This window comes from Streptomyces sp. SYP-A7185, assembly GCF_046103685.1.
In the GTDB taxonomy this organism is placed as follows: Bacteria; Actinomycetota; Actinomycetes; order Streptomycetales; family Streptomycetaceae; genus Streptomyces.
The window spans coordinates 2,371,208-2,397,271 of sequence record NZ_CP122310.1 but is presented as its reverse complement, the minus strand read 5'-3'; the positions used below and the strand labels follow the sequence as shown (position 1 = coordinate 2,397,271).

The 26,064-nt window shown below is 72.2% G+C and carries 25 protein-coding genes and 1 tRNA gene; 14 read left to right on the top strand and 12 right to left on the bottom strand.

Going from position 1 to position 26,064, the window contains the following annotated elements; translation table 11 throughout:
- Positions 1-85: 85 nt before the first annotated feature.
- Positions 86-382, bottom strand: coding sequence for a hypothetical protein (locus QBL25_RS10465; RefSeq protein WP_409056743.1), 297 nt, complete (start codon positions 380-382; stop codon positions 86-88).
- Between the two features lie 134 nt (positions 383-516).
- On the opposite strand from QBL25_RS10465, the gene QBL25_RS10460 reads away from it, so the two are divergent.
- Positions 517-1,473, top strand: a complete 957-nt coding sequence (locus tag QBL25_RS10460) for an NADP-dependent oxidoreductase (protein ID WP_409056742.1) — start codon at positions 517-519, stop codon at positions 1,471-1,473.
- Positions 1,474-1,537: 64 nt separating this feature from the next.
- Here the strand turns inward: QBL25_RS10460 and QBL25_RS10455 are convergent, their stop codons facing one another.
- The 5 genes from QBL25_RS10455 to QBL25_RS10435 are packed head-to-tail and all read right to left on the bottom strand — an operon-like array spanning position 1,538 to position 4,325.
- Positions 1,538-1,882: a DUF202 domain-containing protein gene (locus QBL25_RS10455; RefSeq protein WP_409056741.1), complete on the bottom strand. Its 345-nt coding sequence runs from the start codon at positions 1,880-1,882 to the stop codon at positions 1,538-1,540.
- Positions 1,879-2,271 carry a YidH family protein gene (locus tag QBL25_RS10450; protein WP_409056740.1) on the bottom strand — a complete coding sequence of 131 codons (393 nt, stop codon included), beginning with the start codon at positions 2,269-2,271 and terminating at the stop codon, positions 1,879-1,881. Before QBL25_RS10450 ends, QBL25_RS10455 begins: the two co-directional genes overlap by 4 nt.
- Before the next feature lie 20 nt (positions 2,272-2,291).
- Positions 2,292-2,828 carry an NUDIX hydrolase gene (locus tag QBL25_RS10445; protein WP_409056739.1) on the bottom strand — a complete coding sequence of 179 codons (537 nt, stop codon included), beginning with the start codon at positions 2,826-2,828 and terminating at the stop codon, positions 2,292-2,294.
- 49 nt (positions 2,829-2,877) lie between these two features.
- Positions 2,878-3,657 carry a glucose 1-dehydrogenase gene (locus tag QBL25_RS10440; protein WP_409056738.1) on the bottom strand — a complete coding sequence of 260 codons (780 nt, stop codon included), beginning with the start codon at positions 3,655-3,657 and terminating at the stop codon, positions 2,878-2,880.
- Complete coding sequence (locus tag QBL25_RS10435) at positions 3,654-4,325, bottom strand: TetR/AcrR family transcriptional regulator (protein ID WP_409056737.1); 672 nt, start codon at positions 4,323-4,325, stop codon at positions 3,654-3,656. The genes QBL25_RS10440 and QBL25_RS10435 overlap by 4 nt, the downstream gene beginning before the upstream one ends.
- 151 nt (positions 4,326-4,476) lie before the next feature.
- Here QBL25_RS10435 and QBL25_RS10430 point away from each other — a divergent pair, with 151 nt between their 5' ends.
- From QBL25_RS10430 to QBL25_RS10410, 5 genes are all read left to right on the top strand, one after another.
- Positions 4,477-6,132: an FAD-binding dehydrogenase gene (locus QBL25_RS10430; protein WP_409056736.1), complete on the top strand. Its 1,656-nt coding sequence runs from the start codon at positions 4,477-4,479 to the stop codon at positions 6,130-6,132.
- A 210-nt stretch (positions 6,133-6,342) separates the two neighbouring features.
- Positions 6,343-7,302, top strand: coding sequence for a hypothetical protein (locus QBL25_RS10425; RefSeq protein ID WP_409056735.1), 960 nt, complete (start codon positions 6,343-6,345; stop codon positions 7,300-7,302).
- A 42-nt stretch (positions 7,303-7,344) separates the two neighbouring features.
- A complete protein-coding gene (locus tag QBL25_RS10420) occupies positions 7,345-8,910 on the top strand; it encodes an APC family permease (protein WP_409056734.1) in 1,566 nt (521 codons plus the stop codon).
- 141 nt (positions 8,911-9,051) lie between these two features.
- A complete protein-coding gene (locus QBL25_RS10415) occupies positions 9,052-9,717 on the top strand; it encodes a molybdopterin-dependent oxidoreductase (RefSeq protein WP_409062603.1) in 666 nt (221 codons plus the stop codon).
- A complete protein-coding gene (locus QBL25_RS10410) occupies positions 9,689-10,300 on the top strand; it encodes a cytochrome b/b6 domain-containing protein (protein ID WP_409056733.1) in 612 nt (203 codons plus the stop codon). Before QBL25_RS10415 ends, QBL25_RS10410 begins: the two co-directional genes overlap by 29 nt.
- Positions 10,301-10,456: 156 nt before the next feature.
- Here QBL25_RS10410 and QBL25_RS10405 read toward each other — a convergent pair whose 3' ends face one another.
- Both QBL25_RS10405 and QBL25_RS10400 read right to left on the bottom strand, forming a co-directional pair.
- Positions 10,457-11,854 (bottom strand): gluconate:H+ symporter, encoded by a 1,398-nt coding sequence (locus QBL25_RS10405; protein ID WP_409056732.1) that lies wholly within the window; start codon positions 11,852-11,854, stop codon positions 10,457-10,459.
- A 51-nt stretch (positions 11,855-11,905) separates the two neighbouring features.
- The gene (locus tag QBL25_RS10400; RefSeq protein ID WP_409056731.1) at positions 11,906-12,415 is read right to left on the bottom strand and encodes a gluconokinase; all 510 of its coding nucleotides are present in this window, start codon (positions 12,413-12,415) and stop codon (positions 11,906-11,908) included.
- A 169-nt stretch (positions 12,416-12,584) separates the two neighbouring features.
- On the opposite strand from QBL25_RS10400, the gene QBL25_RS10395 reads away from it, so the two are divergent.
- From QBL25_RS10395 to QBL25_RS10380, 4 genes are all read left to right on the top strand, one after another.
- Positions 12,585-13,286 (top strand): FadR/GntR family transcriptional regulator, encoded by a 702-nt coding sequence (locus QBL25_RS10395; RefSeq protein WP_409056730.1) that lies wholly within the window; start codon positions 12,585-12,587, stop codon positions 13,284-13,286.
- Between the two features lie 111 nt (positions 13,287-13,397).
- Complete coding sequence (locus QBL25_RS10390) at positions 13,398-13,799, top strand: YchJ family protein (protein ID WP_409056729.1); 402 nt, start codon at positions 13,398-13,400, stop codon at positions 13,797-13,799.
- A 280-nt stretch (positions 13,800-14,079) separates the two neighbouring features.
- Positions 14,080-16,956, top strand: coding sequence for a peroxidase family protein (locus QBL25_RS10385; protein ID WP_409056728.1), 2,877 nt, complete (start codon positions 14,080-14,082; stop codon positions 16,954-16,956).
- Positions 16,943-18,346 carry a hypothetical protein gene (locus QBL25_RS10380; protein ID WP_409056727.1) on the top strand — a complete coding sequence of 468 codons (1,404 nt, stop codon included), beginning with the start codon at positions 16,943-16,945 and terminating at the stop codon, positions 18,344-18,346. Before QBL25_RS10385 ends, QBL25_RS10380 begins: the two co-directional genes overlap by 14 nt.
- A gap of 86 nt (positions 18,347-18,432) precedes the next feature.
- On the opposite strand, the gene QBL25_RS10375 is transcribed toward QBL25_RS10380, so the two are convergent.
- Positions 18,433-18,517: transfer RNA gene (locus QBL25_RS10375), tRNA-Leu, on the bottom strand.
- 262 nt (positions 18,518-18,779) lie between these two features.
- Between QBL25_RS10375 and QBL25_RS10370 the strand changes: the two genes are divergently transcribed.
- The 3 genes from QBL25_RS10370 (at position 18,780) to QBL25_RS10360 (ending at position 21,377) form a co-directional block, all read left to right on the top strand.
- Positions 18,780-20,051, top strand: coding sequence for a M20/M25/M40 family metallo-hydrolase (locus tag QBL25_RS10370; RefSeq protein ID WP_409062602.1), 1,272 nt, complete (start codon positions 18,780-18,782; stop codon positions 20,049-20,051).
- 184 nt (positions 20,052-20,235) lie between these two features.
- Positions 20,236-20,469, top strand: a complete 234-nt coding sequence (gene chpH, locus QBL25_RS10365; RefSeq protein ID WP_371530112.1) for a chaplin ChpH — start codon at positions 20,236-20,238, stop codon at positions 20,467-20,469.
- A gap of 140 nt (positions 20,470-20,609) precedes the next feature.
- Complete coding sequence (locus QBL25_RS10360) at positions 20,610-21,377, top strand: chaplin family protein (RefSeq protein ID WP_409056726.1); 768 nt, start codon at positions 20,610-20,612, stop codon at positions 21,375-21,377.
- A 106-nt stretch (positions 21,378-21,483) separates the two neighbouring features.
- Here QBL25_RS10360 and QBL25_RS10355 read toward each other — a convergent pair whose 3' ends face one another.
- Complete coding sequence (locus tag QBL25_RS10355) at positions 21,484-21,672, bottom strand: DUF5703 family protein (protein ID WP_055544534.1); 189 nt, start codon at positions 21,670-21,672, stop codon at positions 21,484-21,486.
- A gap of 47 nt (positions 21,673-21,719) precedes the next feature.
- Between QBL25_RS10355 and QBL25_RS10350 the strand changes: the two genes are divergently transcribed.
- Positions 21,720-22,535, top strand: a complete 816-nt coding sequence (locus tag QBL25_RS10350; RefSeq protein WP_409056725.1) for a hypothetical protein — start codon at positions 21,720-21,722, stop codon at positions 22,533-22,535.
- Between the two features lie 89 nt (positions 22,536-22,624).
- Here QBL25_RS10350 and QBL25_RS10345 read toward each other — a convergent pair whose 3' ends face one another.
- Both QBL25_RS10345 and QBL25_RS10340 read right to left on the bottom strand, forming a co-directional pair.
- Positions 22,625-24,967, bottom strand: coding sequence for a helix-hairpin-helix domain-containing protein (locus QBL25_RS10345; RefSeq protein ID WP_409056724.1), 2,343 nt, complete (start codon positions 24,965-24,967; stop codon positions 22,625-22,627).
- On the bottom strand, positions 24,964-25,944 hold the full coding sequence (locus tag QBL25_RS10340) for an aldo/keto reductase (RefSeq protein ID WP_409056723.1): 981 nt from the start codon (positions 25,942-25,944) through the stop codon (positions 24,964-24,966). Before QBL25_RS10340 ends, QBL25_RS10345 begins: the two co-directional genes overlap by 4 nt.
- Positions 25,945-26,064 lie beyond the last annotated feature (120 nt).

The window sequence follows — 26,064 nt, the reverse complement described above, 5'->3', positions numbered from 1 at the left end:
CGGTCCCCCGCCACAGACTGCCAGTTGGCGCCCGTGCGGGGGAAGACGGCGGGGCCGGGGGCCCGGTGGGCTCAGCGGCCCGTGCTCAGTGGTCGTCCCAGTGGCCGTCGTGCGCCGCGTGCCGGTGGCCGTCGTGGACGTAGTCCACGTGGTCGCCGTGCAGCACCGAGCTGTGGCCGCAGCCCTCGCCGTGCCGGTGGTCGTGCCCCTCGTGCACCGCGTGCTCGTCCGCCTCGCACTCGTCCCAGTGGCCGGAGTGCAGGCGGTGCATGTGGCCGTCGTGCGCGTAGTCGACGTGGTCGCCGTGCGGGACCTCGGGGTGGCCGCAGGCCGGGCCGTGGACGTGCTCGTGGACGGGGTGTTCGTGGTGGAGCGTGGTCATGGCGCGTGCACCTTCTGTGGGGGCTGCGAGCGGTGGGTGACTCTCTCAGGCTAGTACTCGATGCCCCTTTGGTGGGGATATGGAAGCCTTGTTGATGTTTCCACCACCGAAGGCACTCCCCTGGAGCCGACCCCATGAAGGCGATCAGCTACCGCCGGTACGGCGGCCCCGAAGTCCTCGAGTACGGCGACGTGCGCGACCCCAAGGTCGGCCCCGACTCCGTCCTGGTCAAAGTCCGCGCCGCGTCGGTGAACCCCGTCGACTGGAAGTGCATGGCCGGATACCTCGACTCCGTCCTCGACCCCGTCTTCCCGGTGATCCCGGGCTGGGACGTCGCGGGCGTCGTGGTGCAGCCGGGCGCATCCGTGCCGGAGTACGTGGTGGGGGACGAGGTCATCGGCTACGTCCGCGAGGACTTCCTCTCGCGCGGCACCTTCGCGGAGTACGTCGCCGCCCCGGTGCGCACCCTGGCCCGCAAGCCGCGCAACCTCAGCTTCGAGGAGGCGTCGGGGCTGCCGCTCGCCGGGCTCACCGCCTATCAGGTGATGGTCAAGACGCTCGCGGTGGCGGAGGGCGACGTCGTCCTCGTGCACGCGGCGGCCGGGGGCGTCGGCTCGATCGCCGTCCAGCTGGCCCGCCACGCGGGCGCCCGCGTCATCGGCACCGCGAGCGAGCGCAACCACGACTACCTGCGCGAGCTCGGCGCGGAACCGGTCACCTACGGCGAGGGTCTGGCCGAGCGCGTACGGGCCCTGGCCCCGGAGGGCGTGGACGCCGCCTTCGACACGGTCGGCGGCGACACCCTCAAGGTCTCGGCCGAGCTCCTCGCGCCCGGCGGCCGGCTCGCGTCGATCGCGGACGGGGCGGTGATCGGCCTCGGCGGCCACTACTGCTGGGTGCGTCCGGACGCGGAGGACCTGGGGCGCCTGACACAGCTCGTGGAGCAGGACGTCGTCACGGTCCACGTCTCCGAGACGTTCCCGCTGGAGCGGGCGGCCGACGCGTACCGCCTGAGCGCGGAGGGCCGCACCCGGGGCAAGATCGCGGTCACCGTGGACTGGACGACCGAGGAGGGACCCGCGGAGCACTGAGGACGCCTGCGGCCGCCGGGGGCGCCTTCTGGGGCGCCGCGGGCGGCTCCGCGGGGACGGAGCCTCAGAACACCATGGCCGTCGCGCAGACCGCGAGCGCCATCGTGCACAGGGCCGCCGTCGCCGCGGCCCGCGCCGGGAGCCGGAGCGGCCTGCTGCTGGCGGCGAGCTCGGTCATCCTGCGGTGCGCCACGGCCAGGAAGCCGAGCCACAGCAGCAGGCACAGGGCGCAGGCGACGACGCCGACGGCCGTGGTCCCCTCCTGGAGGGCGGCCCGCGCCGCCAGGACCGCCGCGACGGTGCAGGACAGGGTCGTACGCCGCCACGCCAGCCGGGTGCGCTCGGGCTGGAGCCCCGGGTCGCGCTCCGCCGCGCCCGATCCGCCCCGGTCCCGGCCCCGGTCCGTCACCCCTCCCACCCGAAGAGCACGACGACGACCATGGCGAGCGCCACGATCGCGACGGCCAGGCTCAGGACGGTCGGGAAGCGTGAGACGGGCAGATCCTCGCCGCGCCGCATGGCCCGCTCGCAGCGCACCCAGTGGTTGACCGCGCGCAGCGAGCTGAGCACACCGGCGGCCAGCAGGGCGAGGGCCAGGCCGATGCGCCACCCCCAGCGCAGGTCGGGCAGGAACTGGTCCACCGCGAAACCGCCGCCGATGAGGGCGAGCGCGGTGCGCAGCCAGGCGAGGAAGGTGCGTTCGTTGGCGAGCGAGAAACGGTAGTCGGGGGTGTCGCCCTCGTCGCGGATCCGCTGGGGCGCGAACCACAGGCGCAGGCTCTGTACGAAGTTGCTCACTCGCCGCACCCTAACCGGCTCTAACCTGCGCGGAACTCCCGCAGGCGCTCGTACGCCGCGCGTCCGTCCGGCACCCAGTCCCACGTGTCGAGCCGCTGGTCCAGCTCCGCGTCGGTGAGGAAGGCGTGCCAGGCGACCTCCTCGGCCTGGGGGTGCACCGGCAGGTCGCAGCGCACCTCGTAGAGGTGGGACCACCAGGTGTGCCCCGCGCCGTCGTCGTAGAGGAACTTGAACAGCGGCGTGGGGCGCGGGAGCTCCTCGACGCCGAGCTCCTCCTGGGCCTCGCGCAGGGCGGCGTCGTCGTAGGACTCGCCCGCGCCGACGACACCGCCGACGAACATGTCGTACATCGAGGGGAAGACCAGCTTGACCGGGGTGCGCCGGTGCACGAAGACGCGGCCTTCGGCGTCCCGCGCCTGGATGAACACACAGCGGTGGCGCAGACCCCGCGCGTACGCCTCACCGCGCGGGGTCTGGCCGACGACCTCGTCGTTCTCGTCGACGATGTCCAGGATCTCTTCGCTCGGGTCGGGCACGGGCCGGCTGTTCGTCGTCATGCCGCCCATCCAATCCCAAGGCCCGGCGGTCCGGTTCAGTGCCCCGTGTTCACTGCCCCATGACGTACTTCACCGTGGGTCCGGCCGTCCAGCCGCCGTCGACGGCGAGCTCGGCGCCCGTCACGTACGAGGCGGCGTCCGAGAGCAGGAAGACCATGGCGCCCGCGATCTCGTGCGGCTCGCCGACCCGGCCCATCGGGGTGTTGGGGTACTTGCCCTCGCCCTTCTCGATGCCCACCTGCGCGGTCATCGGGGTGTACGTCATGCCCGGGTGGACGGAGTTGACGCGGATGCGGGCGGTGCCGAGCTCCACCGCGCCGATCTTGGTGAGACCGCGGACACCCCACTTGGACGCGCCGTAACCGGCGGTCAGCGCCAGGCCCATGAGCCCGGCCGCGGACGAGATGTTGACGATGGAGCCGCCCCCGGCCTCCTTCATGGCCGGGACGACGCTCTTCATGCCGATGAAGACGCCGGTGAGGTTGATGTCGAGCACCTTGCGGAAGTGCTCGACCGACTCCGACTCCAGGAACTGGCCCGTGGATATGCCGGCGTTGTTGACCAGGCCGTGGACCCCGCCGAACTCGGTGACCGCGAGTTCCACGACGCGCCGCCAGTCCTCCTCGGACGTCACGTCGTGGTGCGCGAAGCGGGCGCGCGCGCCGAGTTCGGCGGCGGTGGCCTCGCCCTCCGCGTCGAGCACGTCGGTGAGGACGACGCTGGCGCCGGCGGCGACCGCCTGGCGGGCGGCCTCGGCGCCCAGGCCGCGGGCGGCTCCGGTGATGACGACGGTCTTGCCGGTGAGGTCGTGCGGGTTCGCTTCGGTCATGGCGTTTCTCCAAGTGCGGGAGGTACGGGGGGTGCGGGAGGTACGAGGGGTACTACGGGTCGAGGGGCGTGCAGCAGGGCCGCGGAGGTCTCGACGAGGTCGGCGAGGAACAGGCCCTCGTCGGTCAGGGGGGTGGTGCCCGCCAGGTACTGGCCCGCGCGGTCGGCCATGGCGGCGCCGACGAGGGTGAGGGCCAGGTCGAGGCGTTCGAGCCGGAGGGGTTCCGGCAGCGCGCTGAGGCAGTCCTCGACGCGGCCGATCAGCTCCCAGTAGACGGTGCCGGCGAGGGTGGGGTGCGGGGTGCGCGAGCGCACCCCGCTCTCGTGGCTGAGCTGGGCGGAGACGCGCAGGCAGCGCAGCCCCCGCTCGGTGCGCAGCTCGGAGGCCTCCGCCGCCACCAGGGCGCCCAGCAGTCCGCGCAGCCCCTCGGGGGCCCGCGCGAGCTCGGCGCTGAGCACCTTCTCCGTACGGGTCTGGCGCTCGGCCATGACGGCGTCCAGGAGGCCGGACCGGCTGCCGAAGTGGTACTGGACGGCGGAGGGATTGCTCTGCCCGGCGAGCCGGACGATGTCCCGCAGCTGCGCGCCGTGCACGCCCTGCGAGGCGAACACTTCCTCGCCCGCGCGGATCAGTTTCTCGCGGGTCTCGGGTCCTGAGGTCCTCGGCATGCATCCATTGTAATGCCCGACATTATTAAACGCCGGTCCGCCTCCGGGGCGCCCCCCACCACGAGTCACCCCGGTCGAATGGTTGACGCCGGTCGCTTCGCTGCCCAGGATCTGACTCACCAGTAAGCCCCTGCTTAGGAGGAACCCCCGGATGGCCTACGACGCAGACGTCATCGTGATCGGCGCCGGCCTCTCCGGCCTCGCGGCCACCGCGGAACTCGTCGACGCGGGCCGCCGGGTCATCCTCGTCGACCAGGAGCCCGAGCAGTCCCTGGGCGGCCAGGCGCACTGGTCCTTCGGCGGGCTCTTCTTCGTCGACTCCCCCGAGCAGCGCAGGCTCCGCATCAAGGACTCGCACGCCCTGGCCCTCCAGGACTGGCTGGGCACGGCCGCCTTCGACCGCCCCGAGGACCACTGGCCGCGCAAGTGGGCCGAGGCGTACGTCGACTTCGCGGCCGGCGAGAAGCGCTCCTGGCTGCACGGCCAGGGCGTGCGCTTCTTCCCCGTGGTGGGCTGGGCCGAGCGCGGCGGATACGACGCGCAGGGGCACGGCAACTCCGTGCCGCGCTTCCACATCACCTGGGGCACCGGCCCCGGCCTCGTCGCCCCCTTCGAACGCCGCGTCCGCGAGGGCGTGGCCCGCGGCCTCGTCCAGCTCAAGTTCCGCCACCGCGTCTGTGGCCTCTCGCGCAGCGCGGGCGGCGTCGACACCGTCAGCGGCGAGGTCCTCGAACCCTCCGGGGCCGAGCGCGGCCGGCCCAGCAGCCGCGAGGTCACCGGGTCCTTCGAGTTCCGCGCCCAGGCCGTGATCGTCACCTCCGGCGGCATCGGCGGCAACCACGACCTCGTCCGGGCCAACTGGCCCGAGCGCCTGGGCACTCCGCCGCAGCGGATGGTCTCCGGGGTGCCCGCGCACGTCGACGGACGGATGCTCGGCATCACCGAGGAGGCCGGCGCGCGCCTCATCAACCGCGACCGCATGTGGCACTACACCGAGGGCATCCAGAACTGGAACCCCATCTGGGACAACCACGGCATCCGCATCCTGCCCGGCCCCTCCTCGCTCTGGCTCGACGCGCGCGGCGACCGGCTGCCCGTGCCGCTCTTCCCCGGCTTCGACACCCTCGGCACGCTCGAACACATCATGAAGTCCGGGTACGAGTACACGTGGTTCGTGCTCAACCAGCGCATCATCGGCAAGGAGTTCACGCTCAGCGGCTCCGAGCAGAACCCCGACCTGACGGGCAAGTCCGTGCGCGGCGTCATCGACCGGGCGCGCGCCGACGTCGCCGCCCCCGTCAAGGCGTTCATGGACAACGGCGCCGACTTCGTCGTCGAGAAGGACCTCTCCTCCCTCGTGCGCGGCATGAACGCGCTCACCAAGGAGCCCCTCATCGACGAGGGCGCCCTGCGCCGCACCATCACCGCGCGCGACCGCGAGATCGCCAACCCCTTCACCAAGGACCTCCAGGTGACGGCGATCCACGGCGCCCGCAAGTTCCTCGGCGACCGGCTGATCAGGGCCGCAGCCCCGCACCGCATCCTCGACCCCAAGGCGGGCCCGCTCGTCGCGGTGCGGCTCAACATCCTCACCCGCAAGACCCTCGGCGGCCTGGAGACCGACCTGTCCTCGCGCGTCCTGACCGAGGGCGGCGAACCGCTCCCCGGTGTGTACGCGGCGGGCGAGGCCGCCGGATTCGGCGGCGGGGGAGTGCACGGTTACCGCTCGCTCGAAGGCACCTTCCTCGGCGGCTGCCTCTTCTCGGGGCGCGCGGCGGGCCGGGCGGCCGCCAAGTCGGTCGGCTGACACGTGTGTTCACCGTGGCGCGGACCATCCGCCGTCATGTGGCCGAATCGTGTCCTCGTGGGCAACGGCGCAGGTAGGGGTTGAAGTCTGAGGATTCTGAAACGAGTTGGTGAAGGCAGGGATGTAGGCGGCCCTTGACTGGAGCGCCGCCTACCGCTTTGCTGTGCGTGATCATCCGCACGCGAGCCGCGCCGGGGAGGAAGTCCCGCGGTGTCACCACCCCCACCCCCCTTGGGCCGTTCCCGCAAGCGAGCGGCCTACGCCTTCGACCCCGCACTCGACGACGGCGAACTCATGGACGCCCGCGCCGCGATGGCGCAGGGCCGCTGGACCGAGGTCCGCGCGCTGCTCGCCGCCACCGGCGACGACTGGGACCGCAGGGGCCACCGGTTCGACGTCCTCGCGCAGGAGCACACCACCACCGCGTGGGCCCGTGACTGGCGGCTCGCCGAGCCCGAGAGCACCGACGCCCTCCTGCTGCTCGCCCATGCCTCCGTGCATCTCGCGCTGCGCGGCAAGGGCCGCTCCGAGAAAGCGCGGGACGCCTGCCGCGAAGTGGCCGCACTGCTGCCCGCCGACCCGACGCCGTGGCTCGCCCTGCTCACCCTGGAGCGCTCCCTGGGCCGCGAGGAGGACGTCGTCCGGCTCTTCGACGAGGTCCGCCACCGGCACCCCGGCCACCACCACGCCCACCACCTGATGGTGGCCAGGCTCGCCGAGCGCCGCCCCGCCGCGGGCCAGGACCCGCTGCACGAGGTGTACGACTTCGCCGCCTGGGCGGCCGAACAGGCCCCCGAGGACTCGCCGTTGGCCGTCCTGCCCGTCATCGCGCACGCCGAGCGCTACCGCGTCCTGGCCGCCGCGGGCAGCGAGCCCGTCGACCCCGCCGCCTCCACGCACTGGACGGGCCGCCGGGCCCGCCAGGTCATGAAGGCCGCCTTCGACTGGTGGCTCGAATGGGAGATGCCCGAGAGCAGGGCCCACCCGCGCTGCCGGGTCGACCTCAACTTCCTCGCGCACGCCAAGTTCTGCGAGGGCCGGGCCGCCGAGGCGGCCGCCCTCTTCCACCGCATCGGGCGGCACGCGACCCGAGCACCCTGGTCGTACCCGGACCGGGACCCGTACAAGGCGTTCACCGCCGCGCGCGCCGCGGCGCTCGGCGCCGCCTGACCCACCGCACCAACCGGCTCACTTCGAAGGGACGACCGCGCCATGGCGACGGGCAGTTCGAGCAGCACGAGACCAGCGGGCAAGTCCGCCGACGGCAGCGGGATCAGCACCTACAAGGGGCAGGAGACGGCCCTGCGCGCGGGCCGCCTCGGCACGGCGGGGCTGCTGCTCTCCGTGCTCGCGGCGACCGGTCCGCTCATGGTCGTCGCGGGCGTCATGCCCACCACGTACGGCGTGATGGGGGTCGTGGGGCAGCCGCTGCTCTTCCTCGTCCTCGGCGTGGTCCTCGGCCTGTTCAGCTTCGGGTACGCCGAGATGAGCCGGCACGTCCACAACGCCGGCGCCTTCTACGCGTACATATCGAGGGGCCTGGGCGGTACCGCGGGCGCGGGGGCCTCGCTGGTCGCCCTCGTCGCCTACAGCGTGCTCCAGGCGGGCCTCTACGGCCTCCTCGGCTTCGAGGTCTCCGGGCTGCTCCACACCTACTTCGACGTCGAAGTCGCCTGGTGGATACCGGCCCTGTTCACCGTCGCCCTCGTCGGCGTACTGGCCTGGCTGAAGATCGACCTGAACGCGCGCGTGCTCGGCGTGCTGCTGCTCATCGAGGTGGCGCTCGTCGTCATCTTCGACGTCGCGGCCATCGCCGACCCCGCCAAGGAAGGCCTGTCCCTGCACGCCTTCAACCCCGACACCCTCACGGGCGCGGGCGTCGCCACCTCGCTCTGCTTCTGCATCGCCGCCTTCACCGGCTTCGAGCAGGCCCCCGTGTACGCCGAGGAGACCAGCCGCCCGCAGGTCGTCGTCGCCCGCGTGATGTTCTTCGCCGTGGGCTTCGTCGCGATCTTCTTCGCGATCAGCTCCTGGGCGCTCACGGTCGCGGCGGGACCCTCCGGCATCGTGCCGGCCGCCCAAGAACAGAGCGCGGGCCTGCTCTTCGGGCTCACCGAGTCCCGGCTCGGCGGCACCTTCACCGACGTCCTCCACGTCCTGTTCGTGACCGGCATGTTCGCCGCGATCCTCTCCTTCCACAACGTGGTCGCGCGGTACGCCTTCGCCATGGGCCGCGAGGGTCTGCTCCCCGCGACGTTCGGCAGGACCAACACCTCGACCGGCGCCCCCGGCACCGGCTCGCTGCTCCAGACGGTCATCTCCGTGCTGGTCGTGGTGGCCTTCGCGGTCACCGACGACGGCGCGTTCGGCGACCCGACCGCACCGGTCCTGCACCTGTTCACCTGGGGCGGCAACATCGGCGCCCTCGGCGTCATCCTCCTGATGGCCACCGCGTCCGTCGCGGTCATCGTCTTCTTCGTGCGGCGCGGCGCCGCACGCGCCCAGGCCTGGCGCATCACCGCGTCGGCGCTTGCCGCGGCCGGTCTGCTCGTCATCGCGGGCTACACCGTCAAGGACTTCGACGTCCTGGTCGGCGCAGGCCCCGACTCGTCCCTCAGCTGGGTGCTGCCCGGCATCATCCTGCTGGCCGCCGTGATCGGCGTGGTCTACGGCGCGATCCTGCGCTCGACCAAGCCGGAGGCCCACGCGCGCATCGGCCTGGGCAACGAGGCGTTCCAGCTGGAGAAGGCGGCCGAGGAGCCGTCCGGCCAGGTGTGACGGAACGCTGACGGATTCCCGCGGCCCCTGTACCCCGGGGGCCGCGGGTGCTCGAATCGAAGGGTGACAACCTCCCCTCGACATCCACCAGAAGAGGACCAGGACCGGGGCGCGCCGGTCGGCCGCCGGCTGGTCCTCGGCATGCTCGGCCTCGGCATCGCGGGCGTGGCCGCGGCGCCACCCCTCCAGCGGGGCCTGGAGTCCTTCCTGGGCGCCGCGTCCGACAAGGACCCCACGGGCCTGACGGACCTGCTCCCCAACGGCGGCGGCTTCCGCTACTACTCGGTGGCCTCCTCCGTCCCGCACCGGAGCGCGTCGGCGTACCGCCTGAAGATCGACGGCCTGGTCGACCGCCCCACCTCGTACACCCTCGCCCGGCTGCGCGCCCTGCCGCAGACCCGCATGGTGCGCGACGTCCAGTGCGTGACGGGCTGGCGGGTGCCGGACACGCCCTTCGAGGGCGTACGCCTCTCCCGTCTCCTGGACGCGGCGGGAGTGCGCCCCACGGCCCGCGCGGTCCGCTTCACGTGCTTCGACGGGACGTACAGCGAGAGCCTCACGCTGCGCCAGGCGCGGCGGGCCGACGTCCTGGTGGCGCTGCGCATGCAGGACGAGGACCTGGGCCACACCCACGGCGGCCCGGTCCGCCTCTATGTGGCCCCCATGTACTTCTACAAGTCGGCGAAGTGGCTCTCCGGGATCACGCTCACGGACGAGGTGGAGCCGGGGTACTGGGAGAAGCGCGGGTACGACGTCGACGCGTGGGTGGGTGATTCGAATGGCAGGGACGACGAGCCCACGGCCTGAGACGGCCGTGCGGGTGCGGAGGTTCAGCCCGGCCGAGCGCTGGGTGCACCGGATCACGGCGCTCCTGATGCTGGTCTGCATCGCCACCGCCGCCTGCCTGTACGTCCCGCAGCTGGCCGAGCTCGTGGGGCGCCGCGCGCTGGTGGTGACCGTCCACGAGTGGTCGGGGCTGCTGCTCCCCGCGCCGTTCCTCGCGGGTCTCGCGTCCCGTGCCTTCCGCGGTGACCTGCGCCTCCTGAACCGCTTCGGCCCGCACGACAGGGCCTGGCTGCGGCGGGGCGCCGCACGGCGGCGGCAGGCGGGCAAGTTCAACGCGGGCCAGAAGCTCTACGCGGGCTGGCTCGCCGGGGCGGTCCTGGTGATGCTGGGCACGGGCCTGCTGATGTGGTTCACGCACCTGGCCCCGCTCGCCTGGCGCACGGGGAGCACGTTCGTCCACGACTGGCTGGCCCTGGCCCTGGGCGTGGTGATCGGCGGGCACGTGGGGATGGCGTGGGCGGACCCGGAGGCGCGGCGCGGGATGCGGACCGGGTCGGTGGACGAGGAGTGGGCGCGCAGGGAACACCCGTTGTGGCGGAGATAGGCACGCCGGAACACGCCGGAACACGCCGAAAAACGCCAACACGCCGGACGGGCCGGGGAATTCGGCCCGTCCGGCGTTTGAGGCCGGTCTTCTGTGGGACCCGGGGGGGGAGTCAGAGAACTGGAGAACCTCTGAACTAGAGAACCCCTAGACAACCTAGAGCACTAGGGACAGGAGCAGCACGAGGCCACCGGCGACCACGGAGATGATCGTCTCCATGACCGACCAGGTCTTGACCGTCTGGCCGACGCTCAGCCCGAAGTACTCCTTCACCAGCCAGAATCCCGCGTCGTTCACGTGCGAGAAGAAGAGCGATCCCGCTCCGATGGCCAGCACCAGCAGCGCCGTGTGCGCGTCGGACATGTCCGCGGCGAGCGGAGCCACGAGGCCCGCCGCCGAGATGGTGGCCACCGTCGCCGAACCCGTGGCGAGCCGGATCACCACGGCGATCAGCCACGCGAGCAGCAGCGCCGGGATGGACCAGTCCTTGGAGATCTCCAGGACCATCTTGCCGACGCCCGAGTCGATGAGGGTCTGCTTGAAGCCGCCGCCCGCACCGACGATCATCAGGACACCCGCGATGGGCGCGAGCGACTTCTCGACCGTGGTCGACAGGCGCTCCTTCGTGAAGCCGGCCGCGCGGCCCAGCGTGAACATGCCCACGATCACCGCGGCGAGCAGCGCGATCAGCGGCGATCCGACGACGTCGAAGACGCGCTGCACCGTGTGGTCGGGGTTGTCGACGATGATGTCGACCAGGGCCTTGGCCAGCATCATCACGACGGGCAGCAGGACCGTCGCGACCGTCACGCCGAAGCCGGGACGCTTCTCCAGGTCCTCCGAAGGACGCTGCGGCATCATCTTCTCGGGGGCGGGGACGTCCACCCACTTCGCCGCGTACTTCGAGAAGACGGGGCCGGCGATGATCACCGTCGGGATGGCGACGAGCACGCCGAGGGCGAGGGTGAGGCCGAGGTTCGCGTCCACCGCGTCGATCGCGACCAGCGGACCGGGGTGCGGCGGGATGAGGCCGTGCATCACGGACAGCCCGGCGAGGGCCGGGATGCCGATCCGCATCAGCGAGTAGTTGCCGCGCTTGGCGACCATCAGGACGACCGGGATCAGCAGCACGATGCCGACCTCGAAGAAGAGCGGAAGGCCGATCACCGAGGCGATCAGGACCATCGCCCACGGCATCGAGCGCCCGCCCGCCCGGGCGAGGATCGTGTCGACGATCTGGTCGGCGCCGCCGGAGTCGGCGAGCAGCTTGCCGAGGATCGCGCCGAGCGCGATCAGTACGCCCACCCCCGCGACCGTCGAGCCGAGACCCGTGGTGAAGCTCGCGATCGCCTTGTCGAGCGGGGCGCCCGCGAAGGCGCCCAGAGCGAGCGAACCGATGGTCAGGGCCAGGAACGCGTGCAGCTTGAACTTCGTGATGAGCAGGACGATGACGGCGATGCCCGCGAGGACGGCGACACCCAGCTGGGCATGGCCAGCGGAGGTGATCGGCTCGACGGCGTCCGCTGCCAGCATCTCAACGCTGAGACTGGTCACGGTGTCTTCCTTGTACGTCAGGGGAGGGGGGGGGTGCGGGGGACGGGGGTGTTACTGGCCGAGCTCGCCCAAGGCCTGGAAGGCGCGCTCGGAGATCTCTTCGGGGCCGCCGGTGACGTCGACCGCGACGCCCGCCTCGTCCGCGCCGAGCGGCTGGAGCGTGGCGAACTGCGAGTCGAGCAGGGCCGTCGGCATGAAGTGGCCCTGCCGGTGGGACATGCGGTCCTCGATGAGGGCGCGGTCGCCGGTGAGGTGGACGAAGACGACGCCGGGAGCCGCGGCCCGCAGGCGGTCGCGGTAGCTGCGCTTCAGCGCCGAGCTGCTGACCACGCCGCCGAGCCCGGCCCTGCCGTGGGCCCAGGAACCGATGGCATCCAGCCACGGCCAGCGGTCGTCGTCGGTCAGCGGGGTCCCGGCCGACATCTTGGCGATGTTCGCCGGGGGGTGGAAATCGTCGCCCTCGGCGTAAGGAACGCCGAGCCGTGCCGCGAGCAGGGGGCCGATCGTGGTCTTGCCGGTCCCTGCCACGCCCATCACCACGACGACGTGGGGGGTGCTCATCGCTGTCCTGCCTCGCTGTCCTCTTCGACATCGGTGTCACGAGCCACGGGACGGGGGAGACCCGTGGCTCGTTCACGTCACTGAAACCCATTAGGTCTGATGAATTCAAGAGTCTGTGACACAAAAGTCTGACTTTTTGTTCCCGCGGGTCCCCACATACCCTGACGACATGACCGATCAGGCCCGTGGGCTGCACGCTCGCGTACTGGAGAGCCTCGGGCCCGCCATCACGGCCGGGGAGTACCCGCCGGGCAGCGTGCTGCGCACGGACGAGCTGGCCCAGCGCTTCGAGGTGTCACGCTCCGTGGTGCGGGAAGCCGTGCGGGTCCTGGAGTCGATGCACCTCGTCGAGTCCCGCCGCCGGGTCGGTGTGACCGTGCGTCCCACCGAGGAGTGGAACGTCTACGACCCCCAGGTCATCCGGTGGCGGCTGGCCGGCGCCGACCGGCCCCGCCAGCTGCGCTCCCTCACGGTCCTGCGCTCGGCGATCGAACCGGCCGCCGCCGGGCTCGCCGCCCGGCACGCCACCCCCGAGCAGTGCGCGGCCCTCACCGAATGCGCCCTCGGCATGGTCGCCACCTCACGGGGCCAGCAGCTGGAGGGTTACCTCTTCCACGACATCAACTTCCACCGCATCGTCCTGAACGCCTCGGGCAACGAGATGTTCGCGCGCCTGGGGGACGTCGTCGCGGAGGTCCTCGCGGGCCGCACCCACCACCAGGTCATGTTCGAGGACCCGGACCCGGCGGCCGTCACCCTGCACGTCAGGCTCGCGGAGGCGGTGCGTGAGGGGGACCCGGTGCGGGCGGAGGAACTGACGCGGGAGATCGCGGTGGGCGCGCTGCACGAGCTGGACATCCTCGCCCCGTAGCGGCCGTCTCCCTTCCCTGGGTGCGATGTCTTCCGCAGGCGCTTCGTGGCTTGTCGGGCCGTTCCCCGCGCCCCTTCGGGGCGCTCCCCGCCGTCGGGGACAATGGTCACCATGTCTCGACGCGTCCCCCGTACCCAGTCCTGCCCCTGCGGCCACCCCGAGCCGTACGAGAAGTGCTGCGGCAGGCTCCACCGGGGCGAGGCCACCGCCACCGTGCCCGAGGAGCTGATGCGCTCCCGCTACTGCGCCTTCGCCGTGCGGGACGAGGCCTACCTCCTGCGCAGCTGGCACCCGCGCACCCGGCCGCCGCGCGTGGAGTTCGACCCGCAGATCCGCTGGGCCGGCCTGGAGATCCTGGACACGGCCGACGGCACCGCGTTCCACACCACCGGCACGGTGGAGTTCCGGGCCCGCTACACCGACGGGGGCCGCACGGAGTCCCTGCACGAGCGGAGCCGCTTCGAGCGGCTCGACGGGGCCTGGGTGTACGTGGACGGCGCTTTCATCGACTAGCCCGTCGCGGACCGGCCATCCGCGCGCACCGCTTCTGAGGTTGCTGGGGGAAGAGACCCCAGAGGGACACCGGGACGATCACCCGGGGCGTCCCGCACGGCCGCCCCAGGGCGCCCGACAGGCCCAAATACCGCCGCCCGCCTGCGTGTTCGACGCCCGGGCGGTGCCCCGCACATAGGCGGGAACGCACGCTGCGGACGTCCGGTGCCGCCAGTAGCGTCCTAGGACCTGTCGCGAACAGGGCCCCGTCCCGTATGCCTGCGTGCGAAGGAAGCGCCTGATGGCCGACACCGGACAGTACGAGCAGACCTACGAGCGCTACATGGGCGGCAGCCCCGAGGCGGAGCACCGCCTCTTCGAGCGCCTGGCCCGCGAGCTCATGAAGGTCCAGGCGACGAACATGCGCACCAGCGGCGCCGGTTCCCTCGCCCGCACCCAGCACGCGAAATCCGCGCTCGGCGTGGAGAACGCCCGCCTCACCTTCCGCGAGGACCTGCCCGACGACCTGCGCACCGGCTTCGCCCGGCCCGGCGCCGAGTACCGGGCGACCGTGCGGCTGTCCAACGCGAGCGGGACCCGGCAGCCCGACGCCGTGGCCGATCTGCGCGGCGTCGCCGTGCGCGTGACGGTGTCGGACGAGGAGAGCCACGACCTGCTCGCCACCAACTTCCCGGTGTCGCACGCCCGCGACGCCCGTGAGTTCGTCGCCTTCGCCAAGGCCCTCGCGGGCGCGAACAGCCCGCTCCAGAAGGCCTTCGGCCTGCTCGTGAAGCTGCCGCTCGCCGTCGGCTTCTCCACCGCGACCCGGATGCGGCGCAACATCCAGGCCGCCACCCGGCACAAGGTCAACAGCCTCGCCAAGGAGACGTACTGGAGCCGCGGCGCCATCCTCTGGGGCGAGGCGGGTCCCGTCCGCTACCTCCTGCGCCCCGCCCCCGGCAGCGGCCCCGAGCCGAAGCCCGAGCGCCGCGACCCGAACTTCCTGCACCGCGAACTGGCGCACCGCCTGGTCACCGCGGACGTCTCCTTCGACCTGTGCGTCCAGCGGTACGTGGACGAACAGCGCACGCCCGTCGAGGACGCCTCCGTGGAGTGGAAGGACGCCATCACGCCCCCGGAGCCCGTCGCACGCCTCACCGTGCCGCGCCAGGACCTGACCACCGCCGACGCGCGGGCCGCGGCGGGCCGCGTCGAGGAGCTCGCCTTCAACCCCTGGTACACCACCGACGCCTTCCGCCCGCTCGGCAACCTCAACCGCGCCCGCAAGGCCGCGTACGAAGCGAGCGCCGCGCACCGCCAGGGCCTGCGCTTCACCACCGGGGAGCCGCTGCGCAACACGCTCCTGGGCATCCCGGTCGGCCGGTTCTTCGACGCGCTCAACCGCTATGTGCCCTGGTACAAGCTGCCGTTGGAGCCGAGCCTGCTGAACCTGGTCTTCCTGCGCAAGGTGCTCCGCCGCCGCAACCTCATCGACACCGACGTCCACGAGACGCCCCCGAAGGCCGGCCGGGTCCCGGCGCCTGCCGCCGAACGGCTGCGCACCGCCCGGTCCTACGACGGGACGTACAACGACCTCTCCGCGCCCGCCATGGGATCCGTCGGCGCGGCCTTCGGGCGCAACCTCAAGCCGGACTACCGGCCCGACCTCTTCGACACCCCGAACCCGGTCACGGTCAGCCGCCAACTGCTGGCGCGCGACACCTTCATACCCGCGACCTCGCTCAACGTCCTGGCCGCCGCCTGGATCCAGTTCCAGGTGCACGACTGGGTCAACCACCGCCGTTACCCGGCCGGCACCAAGACCGTCGAGGTCCCGCTGCCGCCCGGCAGCACCTGGCACAACACCCCCGGCGGCCCCGCCGAGAACGTGATGCGCTTCGCCGAGAACGAGGGCATCCGGCTCCCCGGCAACCAGCCGCCCGTCCTCTTCGCCAACACCGCGTCCCACTGGTGGGACGGCTCCGAGGTGTACGGCGCGGACGAGCGGACCGCGAAGTTCCTGCGCGAGGCGGGCGGCAGCGCCGATCTGCGCCTGGAGGACGGCCACCTGCCCGCCGGCCCGAACGGCATCCCGCTCACCGGCTTCAACGAGAGCTGGTGGCTCGGCCTCAGCGCCATGCACACGCTCTTCGCCCGCGAACACAACGCGGTCTGCGCGGCCCTGCGCAGCGCGTACCCGGCGATGAGCGAGGACAGCGTCTACGACACGGCACGCCTGGTCGTCTCCGCCCTCATCGCCAAGATCCACACGGTGGAGTGGACCCCGGCGATCCTGGCCACCAAGGCCATCGACCTCGGCCTGCACACCAACTGGGAGGGGCCGCCCGACAACTGGCTGAACAAGCTCGGCCTGTGGCTCCTGGAATCCCACTCGCTGACCGGCATCCCCAAGACGCTGCCGGACCACCACGCGACGCCGTACTCCCTCACCGAGGACTTCGTCACCGTCTACCGGATGCACCCGCTGATCCCCGACGACTACGTGATGCGCGAGCACCACTTCGGGCAGCGCCTGGAGACCCTCGGCTTCCAGGACATCCAGGGCGCCGCCGCCGAGGCCGCCATCCGCAAGACCGGCCTCGCCGACACCCTGTACTCGTTCGGCGTCGCCCACCCCGGCGCGATCACCCTGAACAACTTCCCGCGCGCGCTCCAGCGCTTCGAACGCGACGGCGAGATCATCGACCTGTCGGTCGTCGACCTCGTCCGCACCCGCAGGCGCGGCGTGCCGCGCTACAACGACTTCCGGGCCGGCCTGCACAAGCCGCGCATCCGCCGCTTCGAGGAACTGAGCCAGGACCCCGAGACCGTGGCGCGCCTCAAGGACGTCTACGGCTCGGTCGACGACATCGACACCGTGGTCGGCCTGTTCGCCGAGAACCCGCCGACCGGCTTCGGCTTCAGCGACACGGCCTTCCGCATCTTCATCCTGATGGCCACGCGGCGCCTCCAGAGCGACCGCTTCCTGACCGTCGACTACCGCCCCGAGATCTACACGCCGCTCGGCATGGACTGGGTCGAGCGCAACGGCATGAAGTCCGTGATCCAGCGGCACGCACCGGACCTCGCGGGCCTGCTGCCGCGCGGCGCGAGCGCGTTCGCCCCGTGGCGGCAGGTCAAGCCGGTGCGGGACGGAGGCAGTGATGCCACCGCGTGACGGCGGACCCGACAGCCGGGCGGACGGCCACCACCCCGGGCTCGCCGACCTCTTCGTCCGTCCCCTCCTGGAGACGCTCTGGCGCCGCCGCACCCACCGGGTGAGCCGCGGCGCCGGCGTCCCGGCCGGATCGATGAGTCACGTCTCCACCGCCCAGCCGCAGCCGCTGACCGAGCTGGAGGAGGCGGTCCTGATCGCCGTCACCGGCTGCACCGGCCTGACCATGCCCGACCGCCCCTTCGAGGACCCGCGGAACGGCCTGCCGATCATGGCGAAGCCCAACCTGACCATGGCGGGACGCACCGCGGGCAGCCCCGACAACGCACAGGGCACGCACTTCTTCCTCCTCAACGACACCGGCACCTACTACCTGAGGAAGCTGCCGCCCGCCCCTCAGGAGCCCTTCGACGACGCCACCCTGACCGCCCGCGCCCGGGAGGCCAAGGTCAAGATCCTCGACCACCGCCTCGACGTGGCCGAGGGCCTGCGGGACTTCCCGGCCTACCTGGACTCGAACCGCTTCCTGTCCAACCTGCCGGGCACGACGGTCCTCTTCCCGGTGGTCGACCTCTCCCACCAGTACATCAACGCCCTGATGTACCTCCTCACCCAGCCGGACGGGGCCCGTCCCACGCTGGTGGACGACCGGAACTTCTACCGCCCCGCGGGCGTCAAGAAGTGGATCAAGAACGGGTTCCTCAACGAGAAGCTGAAGCTGCCGCTGGGCGCCCTCGGCCCGCTGCGCACCCAGATCGAGGCGGACCTGCTGCTCCAGAACCTGATGCTGGTGGCGGAGGCGATGGGCCTCGGCGCCTGGATCCACGCCTCCCTCAACCCCCAGATAGCCCTGGGGGACCCGAAGTTCTCCCGCGCCTACGGCCGCATGCTCGGCTTCACCTTCGTCACCCCGCGCTGGCGCCCGGCCGACGTGTGGCGCTGGCACGTCCCGCTGCCCCGGTACGGCTCCCTGCGCTCCCATCCGGTGGGCCTGAAGGCGCCGGGCGGCGAACCGCTCATCGCCGCCGCGTGCCCGCCCGTGTACGCGTCGATGTCGGACGCCGTGGACGCGGTGATCCGGGAGAAGTTCGGCCCCGGCGGCGTCTACGGCGACAAGGACGTGTTCAGCCGCATCTACCGCGAGGACTACGGCCAGCGCTACCTCGCCGAGGCGAGCGAGTACGAGGAGCGGGTGATCGAGTGCGCCCGCGACATCTGTACGTACATCCTGCGGACGCACCGCCGTTTCCCCGCCCACACGGACGCGATCCACGTCCCCGGGGTCTGGCTCCAGGCCCACCACGTGGAGAGCGAGTACTACGACAAGTACTTCACGCACGGCCTCACCCCGGCCCACCGCCGCCACGGCGACCTGTGGGACCGCAACCACTGACCTCGCGCACCACGGCGCCATGGCCCGGCCGCGCAACGCGAAGAGCGGGCCAGGAACCCTGGCCCGCTCTTCGCGGTACTGCTCTGTGTCCGAGGGGGGACTTGAACCCCCACGCCCGATAAAGGGCACTAGCACCTCAAGCTAGCGCGTCTGCCATTCCGCCACCCGGACCGGTGGTCTCTCGCGGTTTCCCGCGGCGACGTGGAAAACCATAGCAAACATTCGAGGGCCTCTGATCACACAGGTCAGGTGCGTGAACGGCGCATGACGGCGGGTGCCCGGCCTTGGGTGTCCGAGGGTGGACGCGGGAGGATGAGGAGAACCACCAGCAGCGACAGCGGGAGGAACCATCGTGAGCGAGCCGAGCAGGGCCGACAGGGCGGGCGAGGCGGACCGGGCACGGCCCGTCACCGGTGAGGACGAGGTCGTCGACATCTGCCGCGACCTGATCCGCATGGACACGAGCAACTACGGCGACCACTCGGGCCCCGGAGAGCGCAAGGCCGCGGAGTACGTCGCCGAGAAGCTCGCCGAGGTGGGGCTCGAACCGCGGATCTTCGAATCGCACCCGGGCCGTGCCTCCACGGTGGCCCGGATCGAGGGCGAGGACCGCTCCCGGCCCGCGCTGCTCATCCACGGGCACCTCGACGTCGTACCGGCGAACGCGCAGGACTGGACGCACCACCCCTTCTCCGGGGAGATCGCGGAGGACTGCGTGTGGGGCCGCGGCGCCGTCGACATGAAGGACATGGACGCGATGACCCTCGCGGTCGTCCGGGACCGCATGCGCACCGGCCGCAAGCCCCCGCGCGACATCGTGCTGTCCTTCATGGCCGACGAGGAGGCCGGCGGCACGTACGGCGCGCGCTACCTCGTCGACAACCACCCCGAGCTCTTCGAAGGCGTCACGGAGGCCATCAGCGAGGTCGGCGGCTTCTCCTTCCAGGTCAACGAGGACCTGCGGCTCTACCTCATCGAGACGGCCCAGAAGGGCATGCACTGGATGAAGCTGACCGTGGACGGGACCGCGGGCCACGGCTCGATGATCCACAAGGACAACGCGATCACCGAGCTGTCCGAGGCCGTGGGCCGGCTGGGACGGCACAAGTTCCCGGTGCGCGTGACCAAGACGCTGCGGCACTTCCTCGACGAGCTCGGCGACGCCCTGGGCACCGAGCTCGATCCCGAGAACATGGACGCGACGCTCGCCAAGCTCGGCGGCATCGCCAAGCTCATCGGCGCCTCGCTTCAGAACACCGCCAACCCGACCCAGCTGGGTGCGGGCTACAAGGTCAACGTCATCCCGGGGCAGGCCACGGCGCACGTCGACGGCCGCTTCCTGCCGGGGTACGAGGAGGAGTTCCTCGCCGACCTCGACCGGCTGCTCGGCCCGCACGTCAAGCGCACGGACGTGCACGCGGACAAGGCCCTGGAGACCACCTTCGACGGCGCGCTCGTGGACGCCATGCAGACCGCGCTCCAGGCCGAGGACCCGATCGCCCGCGCCGTGCCGTACATGCTCTCGGCGGGCACCGACGCCAAGTCCTTCGACGACCTCGGCATCCGCGGTTTCGGGTTCGCGCCGCTGAAGCTGCCGCCGGAGCTGGACTTCGCCGGCATGTTCCACGGCGTGGACGAGCGGGTGCCGGTGGACGGCCTGAAGTTCGGGGTGCGCGTGCTCGACCGGTTCATCGACGCGTCCTGAACGCCGGTCCGTACGCCCCCGTGCGAGCTAAAAGCGTGCTGAAACGACACTCCAATAATCGTCAGCGCGTGCGTACTTGACTGAAAAGAGTGAAAGGGACCATACGCTCGTAGCCCCATTACTTCCCCCTCGTTACAGGTGGTGCGGTCCGCGGCTGGGATCGCATTGCCAACAAGGAGGAATAATGATCAAGAAGGTCGTCGCTGCTGCGGCTGCCACTGGTGGTCTCGTGCTCGCGGGTGCGGGTATCGCTGCTGCCGACGCCGGTGCTCAGGGTGCCGCCGTGAACTCCCCCGGTGTGCTCTCGGGCAATGTCGTTCAGGCACCCATCCACGTGCCGGTGAACGTCTGCGGCAACACGGTCTCCGTGATCGGGCTGCTGAACCCCGCCTTCGGCAACACCTGCGCCAACGTCTGACGTTGTTGTGCCTCACCCCATGAGGGTCTGAGTCTGTCGGCCCCGGAGTGCGAGCCACGCACTCCGGGGCCTTCGGGCATTCCGTGTGCGCGCCCCGAGGCGCGTACGCATTCCTGAAGGTCATAAGGCAGGGAAAACCTATGCGACAGGTCACTCGTAAAGGCCTGATCACGGTGGCGGCCGCGACGGGCGTGCTCGCCATCAGCGGTGGCTACGCGCAAGCCGACTCGGGCGCCCAAGGGGGTGCCTCGAACTCCCCGGGCGTGCTGTCCGGCAACTCCGTCCAGATTCCGGTGCACGTGCCGGTCAACGTCTGCGGCAACAGCGTCAACGTCGTCGGGGTGCTGAACCCCGCGACGGGCAACAGCTGCGCCAACACCTCCCAGCACGGCGACAGCGGCTCGCACAAGCCCTCGGGCGGCGGGTCGTCGGCGGACGGGCACACCAGTGACTCGCCCGGTGTCGGCTCGGGCAACCATGTCCAGCTGCCGGTCGATGTGCCGGTGAGCGCCTGCGGCAACACCGTCACCATCGGCGGCCTCGGCAACGCGGCCACCGGCAACGAATGCGCCAACGACTCGGACGGTGTGCCTCCGGGCAAGCCGCCCACGAAGCCTGAGCAGCCCCCGGGCGGCCCGCAGACGCCGGAGAAGCCGGGAACGCCCCAGACCCCGGAGGAGCCGGGCCAGCCCCAGACGCCGGGGAAGCCCGGGACGCCGGGCGAGAAGCCGGTGGACGACCGGGCGGTGCCGAACCAGCCGGGGACGCAGACCGTCGCGCAGGCCAAGGGCTCGGAGACGCTCGCGCAGACGGGCAGCGAGCTGCCGGTCGGCGTCGTGCTGCCGGTGGGCGCGGGCATGCTGCTCGCGGGCACGGTGCTGTACCGCAGGACGCGGTCGGCCGCCTGATCAGCGGGCGCGGCACCGCTTGACGCGGCGCGCGAACGCTTGATCCGGTACGCGGAAGGGAGGGTGCCCGTCTGGTCGGGGCACCCTCTCTTCTCGTCCTCTCATCTCACCACGTGGCCCGCAGCTGGCGGATGATCCGGCGCTTCAGCCGCACGCGGCGGCTGCCGTCCGAATGCAGGCTCAGGCGGTCCAACTCCCAGTGTCCGTACTCTGCGTGGTCCGTCAGCAGGCGCGTTGCTTCCTTGCGGGTGACCCCGCGCGGCACATACACGTCGACAAATTCGTATTCCGGCATCGCATCTATTGTGCAAGTACCGGCCCGGTACGGATAGCGTCTGCACTATGTCTGATGCTGCGCAGCCCACCGCTGCCGAGGTACGCGCCGCCGCCGAGGCGGTCAAGACCGCGCTCGACCGTCACCTTGCCGCGGTCGAACGCAGGTCGGGTGAGGACGACCCGGCCGTCTACGAAGCGTTCAACGAGCTGGCCGCCGCGGCCGAGGAGTACGACGAGCTTCTCTACGACCGCTACGACGAGGTCACCCCCTTCGAGATCCCCGGTTCGGACAGCGGCGTGCTGCCGCCGTACCAGGGCCCGGACGAGGCGAACGCGCTCAGCGTGCTGATCCGCAGGGACTACGCCGTCGCGGAGCCGCAGCGGCTTCTCGCGCAGGCCCAGCGGGTCGCGGACCTCGACGCGGGGACGGCGGGCGAGAGCCCGGCGGCCGCCGCGGCAGGCAGCAGTGTGCACGCCGCGCTCGGCGTCCTCTTCGGTGAGTTCGAGCCGGACGAGATCGCCTCCCGGCACAAGGAGTTCGGCCTGGAGGAGGGCGACTCCACGCTCTGGGTCACCGCGGCGGACGAGCCGGCCGAGCCGGGGGAGTGGCTCGACACCCCCTTCGACCAGGCGGACCCGCACCGGGTCGTGTGCCGGTTCGACGTCAGCGCGGTCTTCGACGACGAGCCGGACGACGACGGCCTGGACATCGACGCCGACGTCCACGTCCACGCCGATCCCGACGCGGTGGCGGTCCTCGAGGAACTCGACGACGCCGACGACACCGAAGACGCCGATGAGCTCGACGAGATCGACGACATCAACGAAGCGGACGTGGTGGACGTCGACGACGACAGAAGGCCCCTGGACGCGGATCGCTGAGCCCGTGGGGTGCCGGTGGTCCTGACGGCCACCGGCACCCGGCGGGACGGGGGCCCGCGTCCCGGTCCGCCCGGTCCGCTCGCCCCGGCTCAGGCCGTGGCGGGGACCTGGGGGCGCAGGAGGGTCTGCAAACGCGTCGTACGGGGCTTGGCGGGGATCTCCGCCACCGCGCGCGGCAGCGCCTGCTCGGCGCCCTGGACCACCGACAGGTGCCGCTCGCCGCGGCTGAAGGCGGTGTAGACCCAGGGCCTGCTCAGGGCCGCGGTCGCGTCGCCGGGCAGCACCACGACGGCGGCCGGCCAGCTCAGCCCGACGGCCTGGTGCGCGGTGAGCGCCCAGGCGTGCCGCACCGTCTGCTCCACCTGCTCCTTGGCCACGACGACGGGGGCGCCGTCACACTCCAGGTGCAGCCCCTCCGCGTCGGCCCGCAGGACCCGGCCCAGGGTCGTCCGGCCCGGTGCCGGGACGTGGGCGACGCGGTCACCGGGGTCGAAGCCGCCGAACCGGCCGGGGCCGGGGTTCAGCCGCTCCTTGAGGGCGGTGTTCAGCGCGCGTGTGCCCGCGGCGCCGCCGTGCCCCGGAGTGATCACCTGGGTGGCCTCCGGGGGGACCCCGATCGCCCGGGGCACCGAGTCCGCCACGAGCTGCACCGTGCGGTGGACCGCCTCGCCCGCGTCGCGCACGGGGACGATCACGACTTCCTTGCCCGGTGCCTCGACCTGGTGCAGCTCGCCGATGCCGATGCCGGAGACCAGCTCCCCGATGGGCCCCGGGTCCGGGACGCGGGAGACGATCTGGGGGCAGCAGCGCGCCGCGAGAAGGTCCGCGAAGACCCTGCCCGGGCCCGCCGACCACAGCAGCCCCGGATCGCCGCTCAGCACCAGGCGGGCGCCGTCCGGGAGGGACTCCACCAGCATCGCGGCGCTCTCCACGTCCAGCTGCGGCGCGTCCAGGACCACCAGGAGGTCCAGGGCGAGCGCGCCGTCCCGGTCCCGCCCGGGCCCCTCGGCCCCGGAGAGCAGCCCCGCCACGGTGGCGGCGCCCGCCTGCTCCGAGCCGGTCTGCAAGGCGCCCGCCTGCTGGGAGCCCGTCTGCTCCGCGCCCGCCTCGCCGGTGCTCGTCCCGTCCGTGCCCGTGAGCCCGGCGACGCGGCGCCGGCCCGTGGAGCCGTGGGTGGCCGCCCAGGCCCGCAGCCCGAGCCCGGCCGCCGCCTTCACCAGCGCGGCGGGCTCGGCACGTGCCGCCTCGCCGCCGGTGTGCAGGACCAGGCCGTGCCCGGCCACCGCGCGGATCAGCTCGGCGGTGGAGCCCGACGCCCCGCTCGCGGCGGACTCCCAGTCGGCGGCCCGCGGGCCCGAACCGTCCTCCTTGGCCAGGGAGTTGATCACTCGGGCGAGCCCGTCGGCGAGGCTCTCCTCCGCGAGGGCGTACTGCTCAAGGCCGACCAGGACGCGGACCGGCTGCTCGGGCTCCTCGCCCTCGCCGTCGCCCTCTTCCTGGACGGGGGCCGCGGGGGCCGGGACTCCCGGCGTCTCGACGGCGTCCTGGAAGACCAGGATGTCGCCCTCCGCGATGGCGCTCTGCACGGCCGCGTCCGGGTCGGGCACGGCGCGCTGGCCGAGCGCCGCGGTGAGCGCCGCCGCGTCCAGGGCCGTGTGCCCCGCCACGGCCGCCTGCTCCAGGAGCCAGGCGGTGATCGCGCGTCCCCTGCGCTCGTCGTCGGGCCGGCACTCCGCGCCGAGCAGCGCCCGCGCGAACCCGTCGGCCTGCTCCGTGCGCACCCCGCCCACCCGCAGCAACTGCCAGGGGTCCTCGCGCAGCAGCGTGTCCGCTCCTTCGCCCAGGGCCGCCGCCGTGCGCGCGGCGAGGGCGGCGGGCGCCCCGCCGTCGGCGAGCACGGCACGGACCGCTTCCACGGCTTCGTCACCGGGTCCCGCGGCGGCCGCCGCGACGGGCTGGGGCCTGCGCACGGGCTCCGGCGCGATCCTGCGCGGTGTGGGCTCGGGCTCGGTGAAGGCGCTGACCACCGGCTTCTCGCCGCTCTCCACCGCGCGCACCGCGGCCAGCAGGTCGGCGGCCTTGCCGCTGAGCTTGGCCCCGGCGTCCACCGGCCCCTGCTTGGCGGCCTTCCGCTCGGCGATCCGCTCCTGGAGCTCCCGCTGGGCGGCGATCTCCGCCTCGGTCTCCGACAGTTCCTTGCTCTCTGCGGCGGCCTCACCCCCGGTGGCGGCCTCACCTTCGGCGGTGGCTTCGCCGTCCGCGGTGGCCTCGGGAGCGGCGTCGGAGTCCTCGGCGAGGGCTGTGCCGGGGGCTGTGTCGGGGGCGTCGTCCGTGGCGGTGGTGCCCTCGGTCCCGGGCGCCTCCGCCCCGGTCTCCTCCGGGGCAGCGGGCTCCGCTTCCTCCGCGGCAGCGGTTTCCGGCTCCGTACTCACAGCGTGCTCCAGTCCTGGTCGGGGTAGCGGTGCACGGGCGCCGACACGTCGTCGAGCGCCTGGCAGATCTCGTCAGGAAGACTAAGGGTCTCCACTGACAATGCGGCCGTGAGCTGCTGCGCGTTGCGCGCGCCGACGATCGGCGCGGTCACTCCGGGGCGGTCGCGCACCCAGGCGAGGGCGACCTGGAGCGGCGTGACCGCGAGGCCGTCCGCCGCCGTGGCGACCGCGTCGACGACGCGGCTCGCGGCGTCGTCCAGATAGGGCGCGACGAACGGCGCGAAGTGCTCGGAGCCGCCGCGCGAGTCGGCCGGGGTCGAGGTGCGGTACTTCCCGGTGAGCACCCCGCGGCCGAGCGGCGACGAGGGCAGCAGGCCCACCCCGAGGTCCATCGCTGCGGGCAGCAGCTCGCGCTCGACGCCGCGCTGGAGCAGGGAGTACTCCATCTGCGTGCTGGCCAGGCGGGTCCGGGTGCCCGGGGCGGCCAGCTGCCAGGTCGCCGCCTTGGCGAGCTGCCAGCCGGAGAAGTTCGAGATGCCCGCGTAGCGCGCCCGGCCCGTGCTGACGGCGATGTCCAGGGCCTGGAGCGTCTCGTCCAGGGGCGTGCAGGGGTCGAAGGCGTGCAGCTGCCACAGGTCCACGTAGTCCGTGCCCAGGCGGGTCAGCGAGGCGTCGAGCGCGTACAGGAGGTGGCCGCGGGAGCCGTCGAAGCGGCGGTCGGGGTCGGGCACGCTGCCCGCCTTGGTCGCGATGACCAGGTCGCGGCGGGGCACGAGCCGTTCTATGAGTCGGCCGAGGAGGTATTCGGCCTCCCCGTCGCCGTACACGTCGGCCGTGTCGACGAGGCTGCCACCGGCTTCCCAGAACACCTTCAACAGATCGGCGGCGTCGCTCTCCTGGGTGTGGCCCCAGGTCAGGGTGCCGAGTCCGATCCGGGACACGCGAAGGCCGGTACGGCCGAGATGCCTCTGCTCCATGGGCGCTGAGATTACTGGCCGTGCTCCGGTGGCGTGAGGGGCTGTGGACAAACCCGTGACCGTGGACAACCCCGTCACCCGGGACGGCCCGCGGCGGCGGCGGACCCGGCCACCCGCACG